Raw genomic sequence first — 19709 nt, forward strand, 5'->3', positions numbered from 1 at the left:
CGCGCCCGCGCGGAGAGGGAGATCGGCATTATGACTATTCCACGACCGATCTTACATCCGGCTGCCGGGGTCGAGCTGCCGGCGCATCGTCACCAGAAATTGCTCGGCAAGCGCCCTATCCTCGACCGCGCGGGCAAGAATGACGGCGCCCATCATCGACGAGAGCGTCGTCGCGGCATTGGCCCGGCGTTCTTCTTCAGTCTCGCCGGGAACGATATCGGCGAGCGTGTCGACCAGCACGGACAGCCCGTCGCTGAAGACCGCGCGGACAGCCCCCCGGCTGCGGCTCACCTCCTGGATCAGCGTTGCGAAGACGCAGCTGCCACCCGGATCGTCGACCGTGCGCCAGTGAATATAATGGTCGAGAAGTGCTGCCAGCGGCCGGTCCGGCGATTCGGCGATGTGCTCTTTCCACCGCGTTTCCACTCTGTCGATCAGCTTGCGGCTGACCTCGAGCGCCAGATCGTCCTTCGAACTGAAATGACCGTAGAAGCCGCCATGCGTCAGCCCCGCCGCCTTCATGATGTCAGCAACGCCGACCCCGTCGAAACCGTTCTCGCGGAAAAGCACGCCCGCAACGCTCAGGATCTTTTCGCGGTTTTCGGCAAATTTCTCGCGGCTGACCCGCATTTTTCGTCTCCAGAAATAGTCGCTTGACAAAATATATGACGTCCATCATCAATACGCAAGAAATATGATGACCATCATGTAAATCGGTCCTGTACTTTCGCGAACCTGAATTCGAACGGAATCTTGCCCATGGTTTCCACAGCCCTCGCCTCCACCCTTGCCCGGCGCAACATCCATTACGGCTGGGTCGTCGTTGCCGCGACCTTCCTCACCATGCTGGTCACCGCCGGCGCCATGGGCGCACCCGGCGTTCTCATCAAGCCGCTGCAGGACGAGTTCGGCTGGGAGACCTCGCAGATTTCCTCGGCGCTGGCGATCCGTCTGATCCTGTTCGGTTTCATGGGTCCGTTCGCCGCCGCCTTCATGAATTATTTCGGCGTGCGCAAGGTCATCGTCTTCGCGCTCGCCCTGATCGGCGCCGGCTTCATCGGTTCGCTGTTCATGACGACGCTGTGGCAGTTGCTGCTGCTGTGGGGCATCGTCGTTGGCTTCGGCACCGGTCTGACAGCCATGGTGCTCGCCGCGACGATCTCCTCCCGCTGGTTCACCAGGCATCGCGGCCTCGTCGTCGGCATGCTTTCGGCAAGCTCGGCCACCGGCCAGCTCGTCTTTCTGCCGCTGATGGCCGAACTGACAGAACGCTACGGCTGGCGCTCGACAGTGTTTTTCGTCTGCGCCATGATCATGGTCGCAGCCCTTGCCGTACTCGCCTTCATGCGCGACCGCCCGGCCGACCTCAACTTGCCGGCTCTCGGCGAAACGCAGGTGACGCCGCCGCCGGCAGCCACCTCGCTCGGCGTCGCGCTGATGACGCCGATCACCGTCCTCAGGGAAATCTCGAAGACCTCGACCTTCTGGATCCTCTTCGCCACCTTCTTCATCTGCGGCCTCAGCACCAACGGCCTGATCCAGACCCATTTCGTCACCCTCTGCGGCGATTTCGGCATCGTGCCGGTTGCCGCCGCCAGCGTGCTCGCCGTCATGGGCATCTTCGATTTCTTCGGCACGATCGGCTCCGGCTGGCTCTCCGACCGGTTCGACAATCGCTGGCTGCTATTCTGGTATTACGGCCTGCGCGGCCTCTCGCTGCTCTACCTGCCCTTCAGCGATTTCAGCTTCTACGGCCTTTCCATCTTTGCCATCTTTTACGGCCTTGACTGGATCGCCACCGTGCCGCCGACCGTCAAGATCGCCGCCGACCGCTTCGGCCGCGAAAAGGTCGGCCTCGTTTTCGGCTGGGTCTTTGCCGGCCATCAGCTGGGAGCCGCCACCGCCGCCTATGGCGCTGGCCTCTCGCGCACGGAGCTTTCGAGCTATCTGCCCGCCTTCTTCATCGCCGGCGCCTTCTGCCTGCTGGCCTCGATCCTGGCGATCACATTGAAGAAGTCCGGCCTCAGCAGCCCGGCCCCCGCTGCAGCCCATTGATATCGACCGGACCCGGCCCCGAAACGAGGCCGGGTCTCTCCACCGGATCGGTCTGATAACTTCGCTTGCCCGTCTTGCGCGCGCAGGCGCTCGCATGTTAGACAGCCGCCCGTTCGTATCCGTTGCCCCATTGGCGGAATTGGTAGACGCGCTCGACTCAAAATCGAGTTTCGAAAGAAGTGCTGGTTCGACCCCGGCATGGGGCACCACCTACGCTCTGCGAACTTCGGCTCGGCAGGCCGAAGAGCAGCTAAGCGAAGGGTTGTCGCGCCGTAGCTCCGTCAGGAACGAAGGCGGACTGGTTCGACAATGCTCCGGCTGGCTGCACCATCATCTCAAATCGCTTCGCGTAGCCCTGCCTCAGGAGACCTGATACGGGACTACGGAGCAAAATTAGCCTGCGGGTGAAGCCTACTTGTTCTTCAACAGCCACATTTTGCCGGCCATGGTGATGCCGTAGACGTCTTTTGAGACGTCGTCGTCCAGATGCCGCCGCTCGAGGAAACCCGGCTCCTTCAATTCACCCAGCGTCTTGGCAGTGACTGATTTGATTTTCTGCGGCCGCTCTTTCCAGCGGTCGGTTTTTGCGTAAGTCACCTGCGCGTTCTGGTGCGTCCATTTGTTGGCTGGCTGAGGATAGAGATCTCCATCCCTGGCGAGTTTGAGTGCGGCGATCTGGGACGGGGTAAGCTCAATCATAGTAAAAATCCTGTGCGGGAGGTATTTGCGCTGGGAACGCGCTTTTACCAAAGGCGTGCTCATAACACCGACGGACCACTTCCACCACCCATTCAGATAATCGCGCCACAAAAGGCGAAAACCCGGTTCGTGGGAACCGGGCTTCGCCCTTGCAGCGTATGTCTCGTTAATTGCAGCGTCGGACCGTCTTGGTGACCTCGCCTTCATCGGTCTGGCGTGTGACGCTCCTGGTTTCGCAGCCACTATCGCGGTAGCGGCGGTGCTCACGTTCGCGCACGGCACCAAAAGTGACGCCCCGCTCGCTGATGGTAATTCCAGGTCTTACCCGCTCGTGACGATAGCCGTCATCATAGGAACGCTCCCTGACATAGACGCTATCGGCAAGAACAGGCGCTGCAAACGAGCAGGCGGCAAGGGCCGCCACAGTACAGTTCAGGATAATCTTCCGCATGTCGTTCTCCTTTCTTGATGAAAGGGCAACGAGGAAAGCCGCAAGTGGTTCCAACATTGTGACGGCCCGGCCGTGCCGCAGACAACGTCTGCATCTGGCGGGCCAGAACTATGAGTGAGGGGGCCTCGCCGCTCAAATCACTTGTTTAATTTTGCTTGCGCTTCGTCCAAAGTGGCCGCCGCTACAAATAGAGAGGGCGGACGTGCATCAGGAAGTAGGACTCATCGCGACGGTTGCCGTCAGTTTTGTTTTCGCCGCGATCCTGGGCTACGGCGCCGATCGGCTCCGGCTGCCGCCGCTCGTCGGCTACCTGATGGCCGGCATCCTGATGGGGCCGTTCACCCCGGGCTTCGTCGCCGACACCGCCCTTGCCGGTCAGCTCGCCGAAATGGGCGTCATCCTTTTGATGTTCGGCGTCGGCCTGCATTTTTCCGCCTCCGACTTGCTCGCCGTGCGCGGCATCGCCGTGCCGGGCGCGATCGGACGGATCATTCTCGCCACCCTGCTCGGCGTCGGCCTTTGCCAACTCTGGGGCTGGAGCCTCGGCGCCGGCATCGTCCTCGGCCTCAGCCTGTCGGTGGCGAGCACCGTCGTTCTCTTGAAGGCGCTGGAGGAGCGCAATCTCGTCAACGCGCCAAGCGGACGCGTCGCCGTCGGCTGGCTGATCGTCGAGGATCTGGTGATGGTGCTGGCGCTGGTGCTGCTGCCGGCGCTCGCAGAGCTTCTGGGTGGCAACGCCGCCGATACGACCAACCACGGCCTCGGCGACCTGCCGCTGGTGCTGACGATCGGCCTGACGCTGTTGAAGGTGGCGGCCTTCGCCGCCATGGCGATCTTCCTCGGCCCTCGCATCGTGCCCTGGCTGCTGACGATGATCGCCCGCACCGGCTCGCGTGAGCTGTTCACGCTGACAGTCCTGGCGATCGCGCTCGGCATCGCCTTCGGCTCGGCGGCGATCTTCGGCGTCTCATTTGCGCTCGGCGCATTTTTTGCCGGTGTCGTCATGAGCGAATCCCAGCTCAGCCACAGGGCGGCCGCCGATTCGCTGCCGCTGCAGAATGCCTTCTCCGTGCTGTTTTTCGTCTCGGTCGGCATGCTCTTCGACCCCTCGATCCTGGTGCGCCAGCCGCTGGCCGTGATCGGCGCGCTCGCGCTGGTCATCCTCGGCAAGGGCATCATCACCTTCTTCATCGTCATCCTGCTCAGATATCCAATCGGCCTGGGGCTGACATTGGCCGGCGGCCTCGCCCAGATCGGCGAATTCTCCTTCATCCTCGCCGGTCTCGGCGTGTCGCTCGGGCTTCTGCCGCATGAGGGCCAGGATCTGATCCTTGCCGCCGCAATCCTGTCGATCACGCTGAACCCGATCGTGATCCTGGCGACCGACGGACTGAAGAAATATATCCATTCGACATGGCCCTCCCTTTGGGAAAATTACGGCAGAAAGAGGCAGAAAGCGCTCGGCAAGGAACTGGAAAAGATCAGGGCGCTCAGCGAGGAGCGCGAGCGTCAGCATCAGTTGAAGATGCAGCAGCTGATCGAAACTTTCCCGTTATTCTCCGAGGTCAGCGAGGACGCGCAAGAGGAGCTGCTGCTGCTCTTCAAGGCAAAGTCCGCCCCTCCCGGCGAACGCGTCATTCGCCGCGGCGACCGCGGCGACAGCATGTATTTCATCTCTTCGGGAGCGGTGGAGGTGCGGCTCGCCAGCGGTGCGATCCGCCTGGAACCGGGCGCCTTTTTTGGCGAAATGGCGCTTCTCACCGGCGGACGACGCACCGCCGACGTCATTGCCGTCGATTTCTGCCAGTTCGAGGTGCTCGAGCGGCGCGACTTTAACATGTTCATGTCACACCATCCCAACCTGCGCGCCGCCGTCAGCGAAATGGCCCAGAAGCGCACGGAGATGAACGTCCTGCGCCAGCAATGGGAAAAGTCGATGGACCTGTCCTGAGCAAACACCGCCGCATTTCTCGCGGGAGCGCGATAGCGTGATTGCCTAGAGTAGGTCGCGCAAAACTGAGCAGCGGTTTTGCAATTCCGACATGCGTAAAAGCAAAGATCTAAATCGCAAGCGAAACTGAGGATTGCGACGCGCTTTAGACCGCCGGCCAATAGCCATCAGCACGGAAATCCTCCGGGATCGGATCGAGGCTCGACAATGTCTCGGCCGCGAAATCGATCTGTAGCGACAGGTATTTGAGAGACGCCAGCATCGGCGCGCCGGTCGCAAACTCCCGGATGCGGGACAGATGATAGCCGCTGGCGCTCAGCCGCCGCGCAGCCTCCTGGCGTACATCGTCTCTGCTCGGTCCGCGCCCCTTTTCGGACCGGTCATCCATTTGCACGGCCTGCCCACGGCCGCCTTCGATCACTTTGAACATTCTCATGCCACCCTGCACGTCGACCCTATGCTCTGATACAGCTTGCCGCAGAATGGCCGATTCGCAATCCCATGAAATCTCGAGAGAGGCGCCGATGCGCCGCATCACGAAAATTTTTGGACGGCGGTGGCAGGAAGGACACGGGCGAGCATTTACAGCACCGCGCACGGCCCCTAAAGCTTTTGCACCGCAACAGGAAGGAAACGGAATGCTCCGCAGACTTTACGACTGGACCATGTCTTTGGCCTCGCGCAAATCGGCCGAAGTCTGGCTCGCCGTCATCGCCTTCGTCGAAAGCTCCGTCTTTCTCGTCCCCGCCGATGTGCTCTTCCTGCCAATGGCGCTTTCGAGGCCGGAACGCTCCTACCGCTATGCGCTGATTGCAACCGTCGCCTCCGTGCTCGGCGGCATCGCCGGCTGGGCGCTCGGCTTTTACGCCTATGAGACGGTTGCGCGGCCGATTCTCGAATTCTACGGCAAACTCGACGCCTTCGAGCAGATGAAGGCCTATGTCACCTACGAGTGGATCCTGCTGCTGCTCGTCACTTCGGGTCTCGCGCATCTGCCGCCGATCAAGATTGTCACGATTTTGTCCGGCGTCATCCACGTCAATCTGGGGCTTTTCGTCGTCTCGGCGATCGTCGCGCGCGGCGCGCGTTTCCTCTTCCTCGCCTGGCTGCTGCGCCGTTACGGAGAACCGATCCGCCATTTCATCGAGAAGCGCCTCGGCCAGATCGTCAGCGTCGGTGCCGCCGCCGCGATCGTGTTATATCCCGCCTACCGCTATCTCGCTCACTAGAACAGGATGATTTTCGGCCGAACAGGCCTAAAATCTGAATCCGCATCTCAGGCTTTACCAACTTTGCGGAGTTCCGCCATGACTGCCATTTCCTCGCCGCTCACCCGCCCCGGCTTTACCTATTCCCTGCTGCTCGCGATCGGCATGGCGGCCGTCGTCGGCACGGCGCTGGGCTTCCAATATATCGGCGGCTATATTCCCTGCGCGCTCTGCCTGCTGCAGCGCCAGCCTTATTATTACGCCATCCCGATCGCGATTCTCGCCGCAATCTCCGAACTCGTCGGCCTGCCGAACTGGATCACCCGCGCGCTCATCCTGGCGGCCGGCATCCTGATGCTGGTCACGGCAGGCATGGGTGTCTATCACGCTGGCGTCGAATGGCATTTCTGGCCGGGGCCGGCCACCTGCTCGACCACGGCAAGCAGCATGACGACCAATGCCGGCGATCTGCTCGGCGAACTCAACACCATCAAAGGCCCGTCCTGCACCGATGCAGCGCTGCGGGTGCTCGGCCTGTCTTTTGCAGGCTGGAACGTGATTGCCGGAATCCTGCTCGCAGCCTTCGCCTTTGTAGGCGTTCGCAAGGCTGCCTCTGCATAATCCCTTAAGTCAGCCGTTCTCTGCGCCTCCGAAGAACGCGCCGTGCTGCAAGCAACGCGATCAAGGCTGCAGTTCGGTATCCCAGTAGAGATAATCGAGCCAGCTGTCATGCAGATAGTTCGGCGGGAACAGCCGGCCGTTATTGTGCAGATCCTGCACCGTCGGCTGGTAGGGCTTCTGCGCCGGGAACATGCCGGCCTGCTTGGGAAGCTTGCTGCCCTTGCGCAGATTGCAAGGCGAACAGGCAGCCACGACATTCTCCCAGGTCGTCTCGCCGCCATGGGCGCGCGGGATGACGTGATCGAAGGTCAGGTCGTCATGGGCGCCGCAATACTGGCATTCGAACCGGTCACGCAAAAAGACGTTGAACCGGGTGAAAGCGGGATTGCGGGACGGCTGAACGTAAGTCTTGAGGCACACGACACTCGGAAGCCGCATCGAGAAGCTCGGTGAGGAAACCGAATGTTCATACTCTGCGATGATATTCACACGGTCGAGAAATACCGCCTTGATCGCGTCCTGCCAGGACCATAGCGACAAGGGATAATAACTCAGCGGCCGGTAGTCAGCGTTCAGGACGAGCGCCGGCAGGGCCTGCGGGGAGACTGCAATCGTCAAGGGACTCTCCTGATCGATTCGGCATCTGCACCTGTATATTAGGCCGGTTGTTACAGGATTGTGAAGTCCAATAAATTCAGAGGATAAAGGCAAAATGAAGAGTGTTGCCGATCAGCCGATCGGCACTATGTCGCGGCGCATTTTCGTGGCGTAATAGGCCCAGAAAAGCCGTGCAGCCACCGAGCGCCACGGCGACCAGACTTCCGAAAGCTCGGCAAGCACCTTCGCCTGAGGCCGTGCCGCAAGGCCGAATGCCGCACCGACGGCATTCTGCAGTGCGACATCGCCGGCGGGGAAAACATCGGCATGGCCGCCGCAAAACATTAGATAGACCTCCGCCGTCCACGGGCCGATACCCTTCAGCGCGGTGAGTTCGCCAAGCGCCTCGCCCGGCGGCTTCAGGCAGAGGCCGGAGAGATCGAGGCGGCCGGAGGCAACCGCTTCGGCGATCCGCGACAGAGTCTCGGCCTTGGCGCGCGACAGGCCGAATTCGCGCCATGCCTCTGCGTGAAGCAGCATGTAGCCTTCGGCAGTCAAAAGACCATCCGCCGGCAGCATGCGCCGCCAGATCGCGTCGGCGCTGGCGCGCGACACCATCTGCGAGACGATGATATGGGCAAGCCCGGCAAAGCCGGGTTCGCGCAATCGCAGCGGAACGGGTCCGGCGTCCGCTGCGATCGGCGCAAGGCGCGGATCGAGGCGAAGCAATGCTTCGAGCCCCTGCCTGACGTCGTCTTCGTTGCGGATGATCTGCACATTGCCTCGCAGTGGTTCAAAAGCCGAATCCATGGCAGAAGAAAGCATGACCACGAGTGAGCGTCAAAAACCCGTCTTTCGTTTTGCGCCGAGTCCCAACGGGGCGTTGCATCTCGGCCATGCCCTCTCGGCGCTGCTGAACCACGACATGGCGCGGGCTGAACAAGGCCGCCTGCTGCTCCGCATCGAGGATATCGACCAGACACGCTGTACGCCCGAGTTCGATGCCGGCATCCACAGAGATCTCGACTGGCTTGATATCCGCTGGGAAAGCCCGGTGCGGCGCCAGTCGGAACATTTCCCCGAATATCAGGCAGCATTGCATGCGCTGATCGAGCGCGGTCTGGTCTACCCGGCCTTCCTGACGCGCGGCGAGGTGAAGGCGCGCGTCGCGGCCTACGAGGCGGCGGGAGAATCCTGGCCACGCGATCCAGACGGCACTCCGCATTATCCGGCAGGTGACCGCGACCGGCCGAAAGACGAATGGCAGGAAATGCTGACCGCGGGGAGGAAACATGCCTGGCGGCTCGATATGCGCAAGGCGCTCGACCTGATCGGTCAGCTGCTGTTCTGGACTGAAACCGGCGACGGTAGGACTGGCGAAATCGCCGCCGAGCCCGGCGTCTGGGGCGATGTCATCTTGTCGCGCTCGGATGCGCCATCGAGCTATCATCTTTCCGTTGTCGTTGACGATGCGCTGCAGGGCGTCACCCATGTCGTTCGGGGGCTCGACCTCTTCCATGCGACATCGGTGCACAGGCTGCTGCAGGTGCTGCTCGGGCTACCGCAGCCGGTCTATCACCATCATCGCCTCATTCTCGGCGCCGACGGCCGCAAACTTTCGAAAAGCGAAGGCGACACCGGGCTTGGCGAATTGCGCGCCCAAGGCATGTCAGGAGCGGATATTCGCCGTCTTGTCGGGCTCTGATGGCCTTTCGACACGCTCTCTGCCGACGATCGAAAGCGTATGGGAAAACATCCGGAAGACGCGGAACTTGATCAGCGCCGCATTGATCTCCGCCCCGATGATGAAGATGACGCCGACCATGTAGAGGAAGATCAACACGATCATGACGGAGGCCAGACCGGCATAAGTTGCCGTATAATTGGCGAAGGTCGCCAGGTAGTAGGCAAAGATCAGTGCGCCGGCGAGCCACAGAAGCAGTGTCAGCAAAACGCCCGGAATAACGTCGAAGACTCGTCGTTTGCCGGCCGGCAGCCAGAGATGCATGACCAGCAGTCCAACCGTCAGAACCACCAGCGTGCCGTAGATGCGCCAGCTGAAGACGATGTCGAGCGTATCGGCAAACAGTGGGAACCATTTCCTGGAATAATCGAGCGCCAGCGGCAGGGCGACGAGCAGAATGCTGATCGCCGCAAAGATGATGACCGCGATCAACACGTAGCCGAGGCTGAAGAGACGGGTGAAATACCAGGGCCGCGTCTCCTGCACCCGGTAGGCGCGGTTGAGCGAGATGCGCAACGCCTCGACGCCGTTCGAAGCGAAATAGGCGGCCGCCAGCACCGAGATCGTCAGCAGCCCGCCGCGCGGAATGGTCAGCACCTGCAGCACCTGGTCGGCCAGCGGCTTGGCGATCGCCTCGGGCCAGGTGTCGAAGATCAGGTGGATGGCGGTCGAGGAGAACTGATCGGCGCCGAGGAAGCTTGCAAGCGCGGTGCCGAAGATCAGGAACGGGAAAACCGCAAGCAGGCTCGACAGCGCCACGTGACTTGCCATGGCGAAGCCGTCATCCTCGATCATGTGACAGATCGCGTCATAGACCACGTCGTAGATCGTGCGCAGCACCTTCGGCATTCCGTCTCCGGCTTTCCAGATTGTATCCTCTGGCCGAATATGGGAAACGAGTCCCATTTTGTACAGGAATCATTCCATGGCGGGAGAGCGCATCATCGTCGTCACCGGATGTTCGTCCGGGATCGGCGCTCATTGCGCGCGGGCGCTGAAAGCCGATGGCTGGCGTGTCTTCGCGACGGTGCGCAAGCCGGACGACCTCAAGGGGTTGGAAGCAGACGGCATAGAGACCTTCCTGATGGACTATACCAGGCCCGAGACGATTTCCGACCTGGTCGGCGCGGTTCTCGAACGCAGCGGCGGCCGCATCGACGCGCTCTTCAACAACGGCGCCTACGGCCAGCCGGGCGCCGTCGAGGATCTTTCGACGGCAGTGCTGCGCGCCCAGTTCGAGGCGAACTTCTTCGGCTGGCACGAACTGACGCGGCAGGTCATTCCGCCGATGCGCAAACGCGGAGAGGGGCGGATCGTCCAATGCTCGTCGATCCTCGGCGTCGTGCCCTATCGCTATCGCGGCGCCTACACCGCGTCCAAATTCGCGCTCGAAGGCCTCAGCATCACACTGCGCATGGAGTTGCAGGGCAGCGGCATCCATGTGAGCCTGATCGAGCCGGGACCGATCGCCACCCGTTTCACCGCCAACGCGCTTGCAAAGATCAAGGAGAATATCGACCTCGACAATTCGCCGCACGCGGTCGATTACAGCAGACAACTGGCAAGGCTCGACGGATCGGGGCCGGTCAACCGCCATAAACTCGGCCCGGAGGCGGTCTATTCCGTATTGAAACACGCATTGAACTCGAAAAATCCAAGACCACATTATCCCGTAACGACTCCGGCTAAGCAGGGCATGTTCCTGAAGCGGCTGCTTCCGGCAGACCTCTTCTACCGCCTGATGCGCTGGACGGACTGACTGAGAAAGCTGAGTGCCATGTCCACGTTCACCTATGTCCTCGCGATCATCGTTATGGGCGCCGTCGCCCTGGTGCTGATCCGCGGTCTCTTCAACATGATGAAGGGCGGCGATGCCAACCGCTCCAACAAGCTGATGCAGCTTCGCGTCCTGTTGCAGGCGATCGCCGTCGTCCTGATCATGATAACGCTCTGGCTGACCGGCGGCGGCCGCCCGACCTGACGGGGCTTTGAGGGGGAACCGTGGTCAAACTCAACAAGATCTACACCAAGACAGGTGACGACGGCACGACCGGGCTGGTTTCCGGCCCCCGCCGGACAAAGGACGATCTGCGCGTCGAGGCCTATGGCACGATCGACGAGGCCAATTCCGCGATCGGCCTGGCGCGGCTGCACACTTCAGGCCTGCCCGAACTCGACGCCATGCTGATGTCGATCCAGAATGATCTCTTCGATCTCGGCGCCGATCTCGCCACCCCTGACACCGGTGAGCCGCCGGCCTATGAGCCGCTGCGGATCGTCGAGACGCAGGTCGACCGCGTCGAGCGCGATATCGACCAGTTGAACGCCGGTCTGGAACCGCTGAAATCCTTCATCCTGCCGGGCGGCAGCCCGGCCGCCGCACATCTGCATCTTGCCCGGACGATTGCACGGCGCGCCGAACGTCTGATGGTGGCGCTTGCCCGCACCGATGGCGAAATCGTCAGCGAGGCGGCGATGAAATATGTCAACCGGCTCTCCGATTTTCTCTTCGTCGCCGCACGCCATGCCAATGCCCGCGGCCATGCGGATGTGCTTTGGGTTCCGGGAAAAAACAGATAGGCTTGCCGCACGATCGCCGGGGGGCCTTATGTTCATACCACTTCACGACGCCAATACGCTGAAACATATCAAGGTCCAGTGGGTGACACTCTCACTGATCGCACTGAATATCGCGGTCTGGCTTTTGACCAGCCTGGAGAGCGAACAGGCAGCCCAGGCGACGACTGTCGGGCTCGGCTATATCCCGGCGATCGCCTTCGGCGACGCTGTGCTGGCGCCGGGCTTGGAAATCGTGCCGGAACCGCTGACCTATCTCACCTATGCCTTCGTCCATGCCGGCTTCTGGCATCTGGCCTCCAACATGATCTTCCTCTGGGTCTTCGGCGACAATGTCGAGGATGCCATGGGGCATCTGCGTTTCCTGATTTTCTACCTCCTCTGCGCGGCCGCCGGCGCGCTCTGCCACGGCCTGCTGACCATGACCTCCCAAGCGCCGCTGGTCGGCGCCTCGGGGGCGATCTCCGGCGTCGTTGCCGCCTATGTCATGCTGCATCCGCGCGTCAGGGTCTGGGTGCTGGTGTTCTTCCGTGTGCCATTGCCCCTGCCGGCCTTCATTCCGCTGCTTTTGTGGATCGGGCAGCAGTTCTTCATGCTGGCGATCGCCCCTGACGGCGACGTGTCCTGGGGAGCGCATGTCGGCGGCATCCTTGCCGGCGCTCTTCTGATCCTGGTGTTGCGCCGGCCGGGTGTACCGCTCTTCGACCGGCAGATCGTCACGCCCCGCGCCGTGAGAAACGACCGCAGTGCCGGTCCGGCCATCACGGCCGGTACGGACGGGCAAACGGCGCAGCGCTTTCCCTGGGGCCGACGCTGATAGCTATATTGACGTGAACGTAAACGTCCATATATTGCCAAGGCAAATTGCCTGCCGGCGTCATGGAAGCGTTGAATTTGGAGGAAAAACGCGTATCCATGTCGCCATTCGACAATCGGAGCGGCGCCCAAGCGCGCATTTTCTAAAAAAGCCTCTGAAGCCAGTTTCTCCTGAAGGAAGGACCCCATGAAGATACTCGTGCCAGTCAAACGGGTTGTCGACTACAACGTGAAGATCCGGGTTCGTCCGGATGGCACGGGTGTCGAGCTTGCCAATGTGAAGATGTCGATGAACCCGTTCGACGAGATCTCGGTGGAAGAGGCGCTGCGGCTGAAGGATGCCGGCAAGGCCGAAGAGGTGGTCGTGGTGTCGATTGGTCCTGCCAAGGCCGAGGAGACGCTGAGGACGGCACTCGCCATGGGCGCCGACCGGGCAATCCTGGTCGAGACCGACGATGCGGTCGAGCCGCTGGCCGTTGCCAAGATCCTCAAGGCTGTCGCCGATGCCGAACAGCCCGGCCTTGTTATCGTCGGCAAGCAGGCGATCGACGACGATTCGAACCAGACCGGCCAGATGCTGGCGGCACTGCTTGGGTTTGCCCAGGCGACCTTCGCCTCGAAGATCGAGATTGACGATGGCAAGGCGACCGTCACCCGCGAGGTCGATGGCGGCCTGCAGACGATCGAGATCAAGCTGCCGGCAGTGGTCACCTCGGACCTGCGCCTGAACGAACCGCGTTATGCCTCGCTGCCGAATATCATGAAGGCGAAGAAGAAGCCGCTCGACAAGAAGTCTCCTGCCGACTTTGGCGTCTCCACAGCGCCGCGGTTGAAAGTGTTGAAGACCGAGGAGCCGTCCGGCCGCAAGGCTGGCGTCAAGGTCAAGTCGGTCGCCGAGCTGGTCGACAAGCTCAAGAACGAAGCCGGCGTGCTTTAAGCCAGAACCAGGGAGCCCTCATCATGACCATTCTTCTTCTGGCTGACCACGACAATGCAAGCCTTTCCGACCAGACCGCCAAGGCGCTGACGGCCGCAACCAAGATCGGCGGCGACGTGCATGTGCTGGTCGCCGGCAAGGGCGCCAAGCCCGCTGCCGATGCGGCGGCCAAGCTTGCCGGCGTCTCCAAGGTGCTGCTGGCCGAAAGCGATGCGCTGGCCAACAATCTGGCCGAACCGCTGGCCGACCTGATCGTCTCGCTGGCCGGCAGCTATGACACGATCCTCTCGGCTGCGACGTCGGTCGGCAAGAATGTGCTGCCGCGGGTGGCTGCCCTGCTCGATGTCGCCCAGCTCTCCGAGATCATCGAGGTGATCTCTGCCGATACCTTCAAACGGCCGATCTATGCCGGCAATGCCATCCAGACGGTGCAGGCAACCGATGCCACGAAGGTCATCACCGTGCGCACCGCCTCCTTCGCCTCTGCAGCCGAAGGCGGCTCCGCGCCGATCGAGACGGTTGCAGCGGTTTCCGATCCCGCTCTGTCGCGCTTCGTCGCCGATGCGCTGTCGGCCTCCGATCGTCCGGAGCTGACCTCGGCGAAGATCATCATCTCAGGCGGCCGGGCGCTGGGTTCGGCGGAAAAATTCCGGGAGGTCATCCTGCCGCTCGCCGACAAGCTCGGGGCTGCCGTCGGGGCAAGCCGTGCGGCCGTCGATGCCGGTTATGCGCCGAACGACTGGCAGGTCGGCCAGACCGGCAAGGTGGTGGCGCCGCAGCTCTATATCGCCTGCGGCATATCAGGCGCCATCCAGCATCTGGCCGGGATGAAGGATAGTAAGGTGATCGTCGCCATCAACAAGGATGAGGAGGCGCCGATCTTCCAGGTCGCCGACTACGGACTGGTCGCCGATCTCTTCGACGTCCTGCCGGAATTGCAAAAGGCGCTCTGAGCGCGTCAAATGCTTTTCTTTCGCACGTGCGAATGACTGGAAAATTATCTTTTATCGGTCTACTACTGCTGCCGGGCGATCCTTCGTCCGGCAGTATTGCTAGAAAAATGCGGCAGCGCGGGGGCGGATGCCGTGCGGGGGTTTGGAGATGAATGCGGTGTTGAAGAATATTGGTATCATCGGTGCCGGCCAGATGGGCTGTGGCATCGCGCATGTTTCGGCCGCCGCAGGTTACAGGGTTCACATCTACGACCTCTCCCAGGACCGCATCGAATCCGGCCTCGCCACCATTAACGGCAACCTCGCCCGCCTGGTGACCAACGGCAAGATGACCGAAGAGGAACGCAAGTCGACCTTGTCGTTGATATCCGGCTCGTCCGACGTCAATGATCTCGCCCCGTCCGATCTCGTCATCGAAGCCGCCACCGAGGATGAAACCGTCAAGCGCAAGATCTATGCGCAGGTCTGTCCGGTCCTGAAGCCGGAAGCGCTGCTTGCCACCAACACCTCTTCCCTTTCCATCACCCGGCTTGCTGCCGCCACCGACCGCCCCGAACGCTTCATGGGCATACATTTCATGAACCCGGTGCCGGTGATGAAGCTGGTCGAACTGGTGCGCGGCATCGCAACCGATGAAAAGACCTTCTCCGCCGCCAAGGAATTCGTCGGCACGCTGGAAAAGACCATCACCGTTGCCGAGGATTTTCCGGCCTTCATCGTCAACCGCATCCTGCTGCCGATGATCAACGAGGCCATCTACACGCTCTATGAAGGCGTCGGTACGGTCGACGCCATCGATACGGCGATGAAGCTCGGCGCCAACCATCCGATGGGGCCGCTGCAGCTTGCCGATTTCATCGGTCTCGACACCTGCCTGTCGATCATGCAGGTGCTGCATGACGGTCTGGCGGACTCGAAATATCGTCCCTGCCCGTTGCTGGTGAAATATGTCGAGGCCGGCTGGCTCGGACGCAAATCCGGCCGCGGCTTCTATGACTATCGTGGCGAAGTGCCGGTCCCGACGCGTTAAGCGGCCATCACCAGAAAGGGCGAATAGACCGAGCGCCCGCTAAATGCTTTCCTTGCCGGGAACGGGAGGAAACGCCATGTCGACCGAAACACCCATGTTCCTGCTGCAATGCTGCGTCCTTATCGGAATCGCCGGCGTCTTTCTCATGAGAGGAGATGGGGACTCCTGATCAACGTCGTTACGACCCGATCGCACCCTTGATTAGCGCCTTCGCGTCTTCGCTATCCCACGCGGCCGGGCCGTTCATGGCGGAGATCAGGCAGCCCTTGTCGTTGAGCAGCAGCGTCACCGGAAGGCCGAAGGCAAGCCCTTCCTTCTTCAGGCTGTTGAAGACGCCGATCGTATTGTCGCGGTAGAGCTGCAGCGCATCGACGCCGGTTTCAGTCAGGAAGGTCTTCGGCTTCTCATCGTCGCCGGTGTCGATATTGACCGGCACGACTTGGAATTTGTCGCTGCCCATCTCCTTTTCGAGTGCGTTCAGCGCCGGCATTTCCTCGCGGCAGGGCACGCACCAGGTGGCCCAGAGATTGAGAAGCACGGTCTTGCCGGCGAAATGATCGAGCGTCAGCGGCTTACCATCCGGCCCGTTGAAGGAAACCGCCGTCAGCTTGCGCGGCTCGGTGGCGGCAACCATGGCGGCCACCTGCCCCTTCATCAGCGGTGTGAGGCTGGCTGCGCGGTCCCTGGCAGACTTGCATTCCGCAGAAGCGGTTTCACCACCGCCATTGCCAATCCCCGTCTCCTTCACGTATACCGCTGCCGCACCGGCAACGACACCCGCAACGGCGGCCATCGCGATCCATTTCAGGGATGGCAGCCCGAGGGGTTTTCTTGTCGTCATTTCATTCTCCTGGACATGCATCCTCAAGGCGGACACCTCATGGCCGACGACACCACGGACACCAAATCCTCCAACCAGATGTGGGGCGGTCGCTTCGCCTCCGGCCCGGACGCGATCATGGAGGAGATAAATGCCTCGATCGGTTTCGACAAGAAGCTATTCGCGCAGGATATCCGCGGTTCGATCGCCCACGCGACGATGCTCGCCCATCAGGGGATTATTTCATCAGACGATAAGGACAAGATCGTTCACGGGCTAAACACGATCCTGTCAGAAATCGAAAGCGGCAATTTCGAATTCTCGCGCCAGCTCGAAGACATCCATATGAATGTCGAGGCACGCCTGGCGACGCTGATCGGACCGGCGGCCGGCCGGCTGCACACCGCCCGCTCGCGCAACGATCAGGTGGCGCTCGACTTCCGTCTCTGGGTGAAGGAAGAGCTTGAGAAGACCGAGAAGATGTTGACCGGTCTGATTGCCGCCTTCCTCGACCGCGCCGAAGAGCATGCCGAAAGCGTCATGCCCGGCTTCACCCACTTGCAGACCGCCCAGCCCGTTACCTTCGGCCATCACTGCATGGCCTATGTCGAAATGTTCGGCCGCGATCGCTCCCGCGTGCGCCACGCCATCGAGCATCTGGACGAAAGCCCGATCGGTGCTGCCGCCCTTGCCGGCACCGGCTATCCGATCGACCGCCACATGACGGCCCGGGCACTCGGTTTCCGCGAGCCGACCCGCAACTCCATCGATACGGTCTCCGACCGCGATTTCGCCATCGAATTCCTGTCGATCGCAGCGATAACAGGCATGCACCTGTCGCGTCTGGCGGAGGAGATCGTCATCTGGTCGACCCCGCAATTCGGTTTTGTCCGTCTCTCCGACGCGTTTTCGACCGGCTCGTCGATCATGCCGCAGAAAAAGAACCCCGATGCAGCCGAACTGGTGCGCGCCAAGACCGGCCGCATCAACGGCTCGCTGGTGGCGCTGCTGACGATCATGAAGGGCCTGCCGCTCGCCTATTCCAAGGACATGCAGGAAGACAAGGAACAGGTCTTCGACGCAGCCGAGAGCCTGGAACTGGCAATCGCCGCCATGACCGGCATGGTGCGCGACCTGACCGTCAACACTGCGCGCATGAAGGCGGCGGCCGGCTCCGGCTATTCGACGGCGACCGATCTTGCCGACTGGCTGGTGCGAGAAGCGGGCCTGCCCTTCCGCGACGCCCATCATGTCACCGGCCGCGCCGTGGCGCTTGCCGAAAGCAAGGGCTGCGATCTTGCCGAACTGCCGCTCGCCGATCTGCAGGCGATCCATTCCGCGATCACCGACAAGGTCTATGACGTGCTGACCGTCGAGGCCTCGGTCGCCAGCCGCAAGAGCTTCGGCGGCACTGCGCCGTCTGAAGTGCGCAGGCAGATCGCCTTCTGGCGCGCCCGCAACTGAAGAGCAAAGGGCGGGCCGAAAAGCCGCCACGCCCCTCCTTCAGGCGCGGAAAGACCTCCAACAATCAGGGTGCACAAGGCGGATAAACTTCGCTATGAAGATGTCCATCATTCGAGATGAATGACGCCAGCACATGCCGCAGAAGAGGATATCCATGCAGAAGAGCTTGCCGCACCTCGTCCGCCTGACGGTGGTTCTCGCCGTCATCGGCCTTGCCGTTGCCGGATGCGGGCGCAAGGGCGACCTCGATCCGCCGAGCGCTGCGGCAACCAAGGAAGGCGACGTTTCCAAGCCGACGAAAAAGCCGGGAACTGTTGATAAGCCATTCCTTCTCGACCCCCTTCTTTAAGGCATAAGCTCGTGAACCATTTCGAATACCGTGACGGCGTCCTTCATGCCGAGAATGTCTCCGTTCCCGAGATCGCCAAGGCGGTCGGCACGCCGTTTTACATCTATTCCACCGCGACGCTCGAGCGCCATTACCGCGTCTTTTCGGAAGCCTTCGCCGACATGGACTCCATGGTCTGCTATGCGATGAAGGCGAATTCGAACCAGGCGGTGCTGAAGACGCTGGGCCGTCTCGGCGCCGGCATCGACGTCGTCTCCGAGGGCGAGCTGCGCCGCGCGCTTGCCGCCGACATTCCGGCAAACCGCATCATGTTCTCAGGGGTCGGCAAGACTCCGTCCGAGATGGATTTCGCGCTTGAGGCCGGCATCTACTGCTTCAACGTCGAATCCGAGCCTGAGCTCGAAATCCTCAACCAGCGCGCCGTCAGCGCAGGCAAGAAAGCGCCGGTTTCCTTCCGCATCAACCCGGATGTCGATGCGAAGACGCATTCCAAGATCTCGACCGGCAAGAAGGAAAACAAGTTCGGCATCTCCTGGGAGCGCGCCCGCGCCATCTATGCCCATGCCGCCAGGCTGCCGGGCATCGAGGTCACCGGCATCGACATGCATATCGGCAGCCAGATCACCGAGCTCCAGCCCTTCGACGACGCCTTCAAGCTGCTGCACGACCTTGTCGCGACGCTGCGCGCCGACGGCCACACGATCCACCACGTCGATATCGGCGGCGGTCTCGGCATCCCCTATAAGGACGACAACAATCCGCCGCCGCTGCCGGATGCCTATGCGGCAATCGTCAAGAACCAGCTGCGCGGCCTGGACTGCAAGATCATCACCGAACCCGGCCGGCTGATCGTCGGCAATGCCGGTATCCTGGTGACCGAAGTCCTCTATGTGAAGGATGGCGGCGAGAAGACCTTCGTCATCGTCGACGGCGCCATGAACGATCTCATCCGCCCGACGCTCTACGAAGCCTATCACGAGATCCGCCCGGTGACGATTTCGGCGGCCAACGCTCCGCGCATTCGCGCCGACGTCGTCGGTCCGGTCTGCGAGACCGGCGACTATCTGGCGCTCGACCGCGAAATGGCGATGCCGAAGCCCGGCGACCTGATGGCCGTCAGCACTGCCGGCGCCTATGGCGCAGTCCAGGCCGGCACCTATAACAGCCGCCTGCTGGTGCCCGAAGTTCTGGTCAAGGGCAGCGATTTCCATACGATTCGCCCGCGCAGAACCTACGCCGAGCTGATCGGCCTCGACTCCGTCCCGGCCTGGCTGGATTAACGCGTCGGCCCGAAAATCGGAATCGATTTTCGGAAAGCACGAAGCGTAGATTCAAAATGCTAGAGCGTCCTTTGTGCGTCCGAAAGGACGCACGGCGCTCTAAAGCATGTCGCGCAAAAGTGCGCAGCGGTTTGCGATCACGACATGCGTGAAACAA

General features: G+C 61.6%; 23 protein-coding genes and 1 tRNA gene. 16 read left to right on the forward strand and 8 right to left on the reverse strand.

Going from position 1 to position 19709, the window contains the following annotated elements:
- Positions 1–51: 51 nt before the first annotated feature.
- On the reverse strand, positions 52–630 hold the full coding sequence (locus FHT69_RS32720; RefSeq protein WP_028759089.1) for a TetR/AcrR family transcriptional regulator: 579 nt from the start codon (positions 628–630) through the stop codon (positions 52–54).
- Between the two features lie 129 nt (positions 631–759).
- On the opposite strand from FHT69_RS32720, the gene FHT69_RS32725 reads away from it, so the two are divergent.
- Complete coding sequence (locus FHT69_RS32725) at positions 760–2055, forward strand: MFS transporter (RefSeq protein WP_028759088.1); 1296 nt, start codon at positions 760–762, stop codon at positions 2053–2055.
- Positions 2056–2179: 124 nt separating this feature from the next.
- Positions 2180–2264, forward strand: a tRNA-Leu gene (locus tag FHT69_RS32730).
- Between the two features lie 202 nt (positions 2265–2466).
- On the opposite strand, the gene FHT69_RS32735 is transcribed toward FHT69_RS32730, so the two are convergent.
- Positions 2467–2754 carry a hypothetical protein gene (locus tag FHT69_RS32735; protein WP_028757264.1) on the reverse strand — a complete coding sequence of 96 codons (288 nt, stop codon included), beginning with the start codon at positions 2752–2754 and terminating at the stop codon, positions 2467–2469.
- A gap of 166 nt (positions 2755–2920) precedes the next feature.
- A complete protein-coding gene (locus FHT69_RS32740) occupies positions 2921–3205 on the reverse strand; it encodes a hypothetical protein (protein WP_047619967.1) in 285 nt (94 codons plus the stop codon).
- 202 nt (positions 3206–3407) lie between these two features.
- On the opposite strand from FHT69_RS32740, the gene FHT69_RS32745 reads away from it, so the two are divergent.
- Entirely contained in the window at positions 3408–5156 is a 1749-nt protein-coding gene (locus FHT69_RS32745; RefSeq protein WP_047619925.1) for a cation:proton antiporter, read from the forward strand.
- Between the two features lie 145 nt (positions 5157–5301).
- On the opposite strand, the gene FHT69_RS32750 is transcribed toward FHT69_RS32745, so the two are convergent.
- A complete protein-coding gene (locus tag FHT69_RS32750) occupies positions 5302–5592 on the reverse strand; it encodes a hypothetical protein (RefSeq protein ID WP_132576104.1) in 291 nt (96 codons plus the stop codon).
- A gap of 202 nt (positions 5593–5794) precedes the next feature.
- On the opposite strand from FHT69_RS32750, the gene FHT69_RS32755 reads away from it, so the two are divergent.
- Positions 5795–6385, forward strand: coding sequence for a YqaA family protein (locus tag FHT69_RS32755; RefSeq protein ID WP_183904661.1), 591 nt, complete (start codon positions 5795–5797; stop codon positions 6383–6385).
- Positions 6386–6463: 78 nt separating this feature from the next.
- Positions 6464–6985, forward strand: a complete 522-nt coding sequence (locus tag FHT69_RS32760; protein ID WP_183904662.1) for a disulfide bond formation protein B — start codon at positions 6464–6466, stop codon at positions 6983–6985.
- 60 nt (positions 6986–7045) lie between these two features.
- Here the strand turns inward: FHT69_RS32760 and FHT69_RS32765 are convergent, their stop codons facing one another.
- On the reverse strand, positions 7046–7603 hold the full coding sequence (locus tag FHT69_RS32765) for an HNH endonuclease (RefSeq protein WP_004671754.1): 558 nt from the start codon (positions 7601–7603) through the stop codon (positions 7046–7048).
- Positions 7604–7714: 111 nt separating this feature from the next.
- Positions 7715–8407, reverse strand: a complete 693-nt coding sequence (locus FHT69_RS32770) for a DNA-3-methyladenine glycosylase family protein (RefSeq protein ID WP_183904663.1) — start codon at positions 8405–8407, stop codon at positions 7715–7717.
- Between FHT69_RS32770 and gluQRS the strand changes: the two genes are divergently transcribed.
- Entirely contained in the window at positions 8406–9287 is an 882-nt protein-coding gene (gluQRS, locus tag FHT69_RS32775; protein ID WP_183904664.1) for a tRNA glutamyl-Q(34) synthetase GluQRS, read from the forward strand. The two genes, FHT69_RS32770 and gluQRS, sit on opposite strands and share 2 nt — an antisense overlap.
- Here gluQRS and FHT69_RS32780 read toward each other — a convergent pair.
- Positions 9252–10175 (reverse strand): YihY/virulence factor BrkB family protein, encoded by a 924-nt coding sequence (locus tag FHT69_RS32780; protein WP_028757257.1) that lies wholly within the window; start codon positions 10173–10175, stop codon positions 9252–9254. The two genes, gluQRS and FHT69_RS32780, sit on opposite strands and share 36 nt — an antisense overlap.
- A gap of 76 nt (positions 10176–10251) precedes the next feature.
- On the opposite strand from FHT69_RS32780, the gene FHT69_RS32785 reads away from it, so the two are divergent.
- From FHT69_RS32785 to FHT69_RS32815, 7 genes are all read left to right on the forward strand, one after another.
- The gene (locus tag FHT69_RS32785) at positions 10252–11085 is read left to right on the forward strand and encodes an SDR family oxidoreductase (RefSeq protein WP_097545254.1); all 834 of its coding nucleotides are present in this window, start codon (positions 10252–10254) and stop codon (positions 11083–11085) included.
- Between the two features lie 18 nt (positions 11086–11103).
- On the forward strand, positions 11104–11307 hold the full coding sequence (locus FHT69_RS32790; RefSeq protein ID WP_028757255.1) for a twin transmembrane helix small protein: 204 nt from the start codon (positions 11104–11106) through the stop codon (positions 11305–11307).
- Between the two features lie 20 nt (positions 11308–11327).
- A complete protein-coding gene (locus FHT69_RS32795; RefSeq protein ID WP_183904665.1) occupies positions 11328–11906 on the forward strand; it encodes a cob(I)yrinic acid a,c-diamide adenosyltransferase in 579 nt (192 codons plus the stop codon).
- Between the two features lie 28 nt (positions 11907–11934).
- Positions 11935–12720 carry a rhomboid family intramembrane serine protease gene (locus tag FHT69_RS32800; RefSeq protein ID WP_183904666.1) on the forward strand — a complete coding sequence of 262 codons (786 nt, stop codon included), beginning with the start codon at positions 11935–11937 and terminating at the stop codon, positions 12718–12720.
- Positions 12721–12906: 186 nt separating this feature from the next.
- Positions 12907–13656 carry an electron transfer flavoprotein subunit beta/FixA family protein gene (locus FHT69_RS32805; RefSeq protein WP_183906557.1) on the forward strand — a complete coding sequence of 250 codons (750 nt, stop codon included), beginning with the start codon at positions 12907–12909 and terminating at the stop codon, positions 13654–13656.
- A gap of 23 nt (positions 13657–13679) precedes the next feature.
- Positions 13680–14609 (forward strand): electron transfer flavoprotein subunit alpha/FixB family protein, encoded by a 930-nt coding sequence (locus FHT69_RS32810; RefSeq protein ID WP_168332716.1) that lies wholly within the window; start codon positions 13680–13682, stop codon positions 14607–14609.
- Positions 14610–14757: 148 nt separating this feature from the next.
- On the forward strand, positions 14758–15639 hold the full coding sequence (locus FHT69_RS32815) for a 3-hydroxybutyryl-CoA dehydrogenase (protein WP_028756415.1): 882 nt from the start codon (positions 14758–14760) through the stop codon (positions 15637–15639).
- 178 nt (positions 15640–15817) lie between these two features.
- On the opposite strand, the gene tlpA is transcribed toward FHT69_RS32815, so the two are convergent.
- Positions 15818–16480: a thiol:disulfide interchange protein TlpA gene (tlpA, locus tag FHT69_RS32820; RefSeq protein ID WP_183904667.1), complete on the reverse strand. Its 663-nt coding sequence runs from the start codon at positions 16478–16480 to the stop codon at positions 15818–15820.
- Positions 16481–16519: 39 nt separating this feature from the next.
- On the opposite strand from tlpA, the gene argH reads away from it, so the two are divergent.
- The 3 genes from argH to lysA all read left to right on the forward strand — a co-directional run bounded on the left by argH (position 16520) and on the right by lysA (position 19552).
- Entirely contained in the window at positions 16520–17923 is a 1404-nt protein-coding gene (gene argH / locus FHT69_RS32825; protein ID WP_028756417.1) for an argininosuccinate lyase, read from the forward strand.
- Between the two features lie 154 nt (positions 17924–18077).
- On the forward strand, positions 18078–18272 hold the full coding sequence (gene lptM, locus FHT69_RS32830; RefSeq protein WP_028756418.1) for an LPS translocon maturation chaperone LptM: 195 nt from the start codon (positions 18078–18080) through the stop codon (positions 18270–18272).
- Between the two features lie 11 nt (positions 18273–18283).
- Complete coding sequence (lysA, locus tag FHT69_RS32835) at positions 18284–19552, forward strand: diaminopimelate decarboxylase (protein ID WP_028756419.1); 1269 nt, start codon at positions 18284–18286, stop codon at positions 19550–19552.
- The last annotated feature ends 157 nt before the right edge of the window (positions 19553–19709 follow it).

The sequence above is a fragment of the Rhizobium sp. BK008 genome (assembly GCF_014197345.1).
Taxonomy (GTDB): Bacteria; Pseudomonadota; Alphaproteobacteria; order Rhizobiales; family Rhizobiaceae; genus Rhizobium; species Rhizobium anhuiense.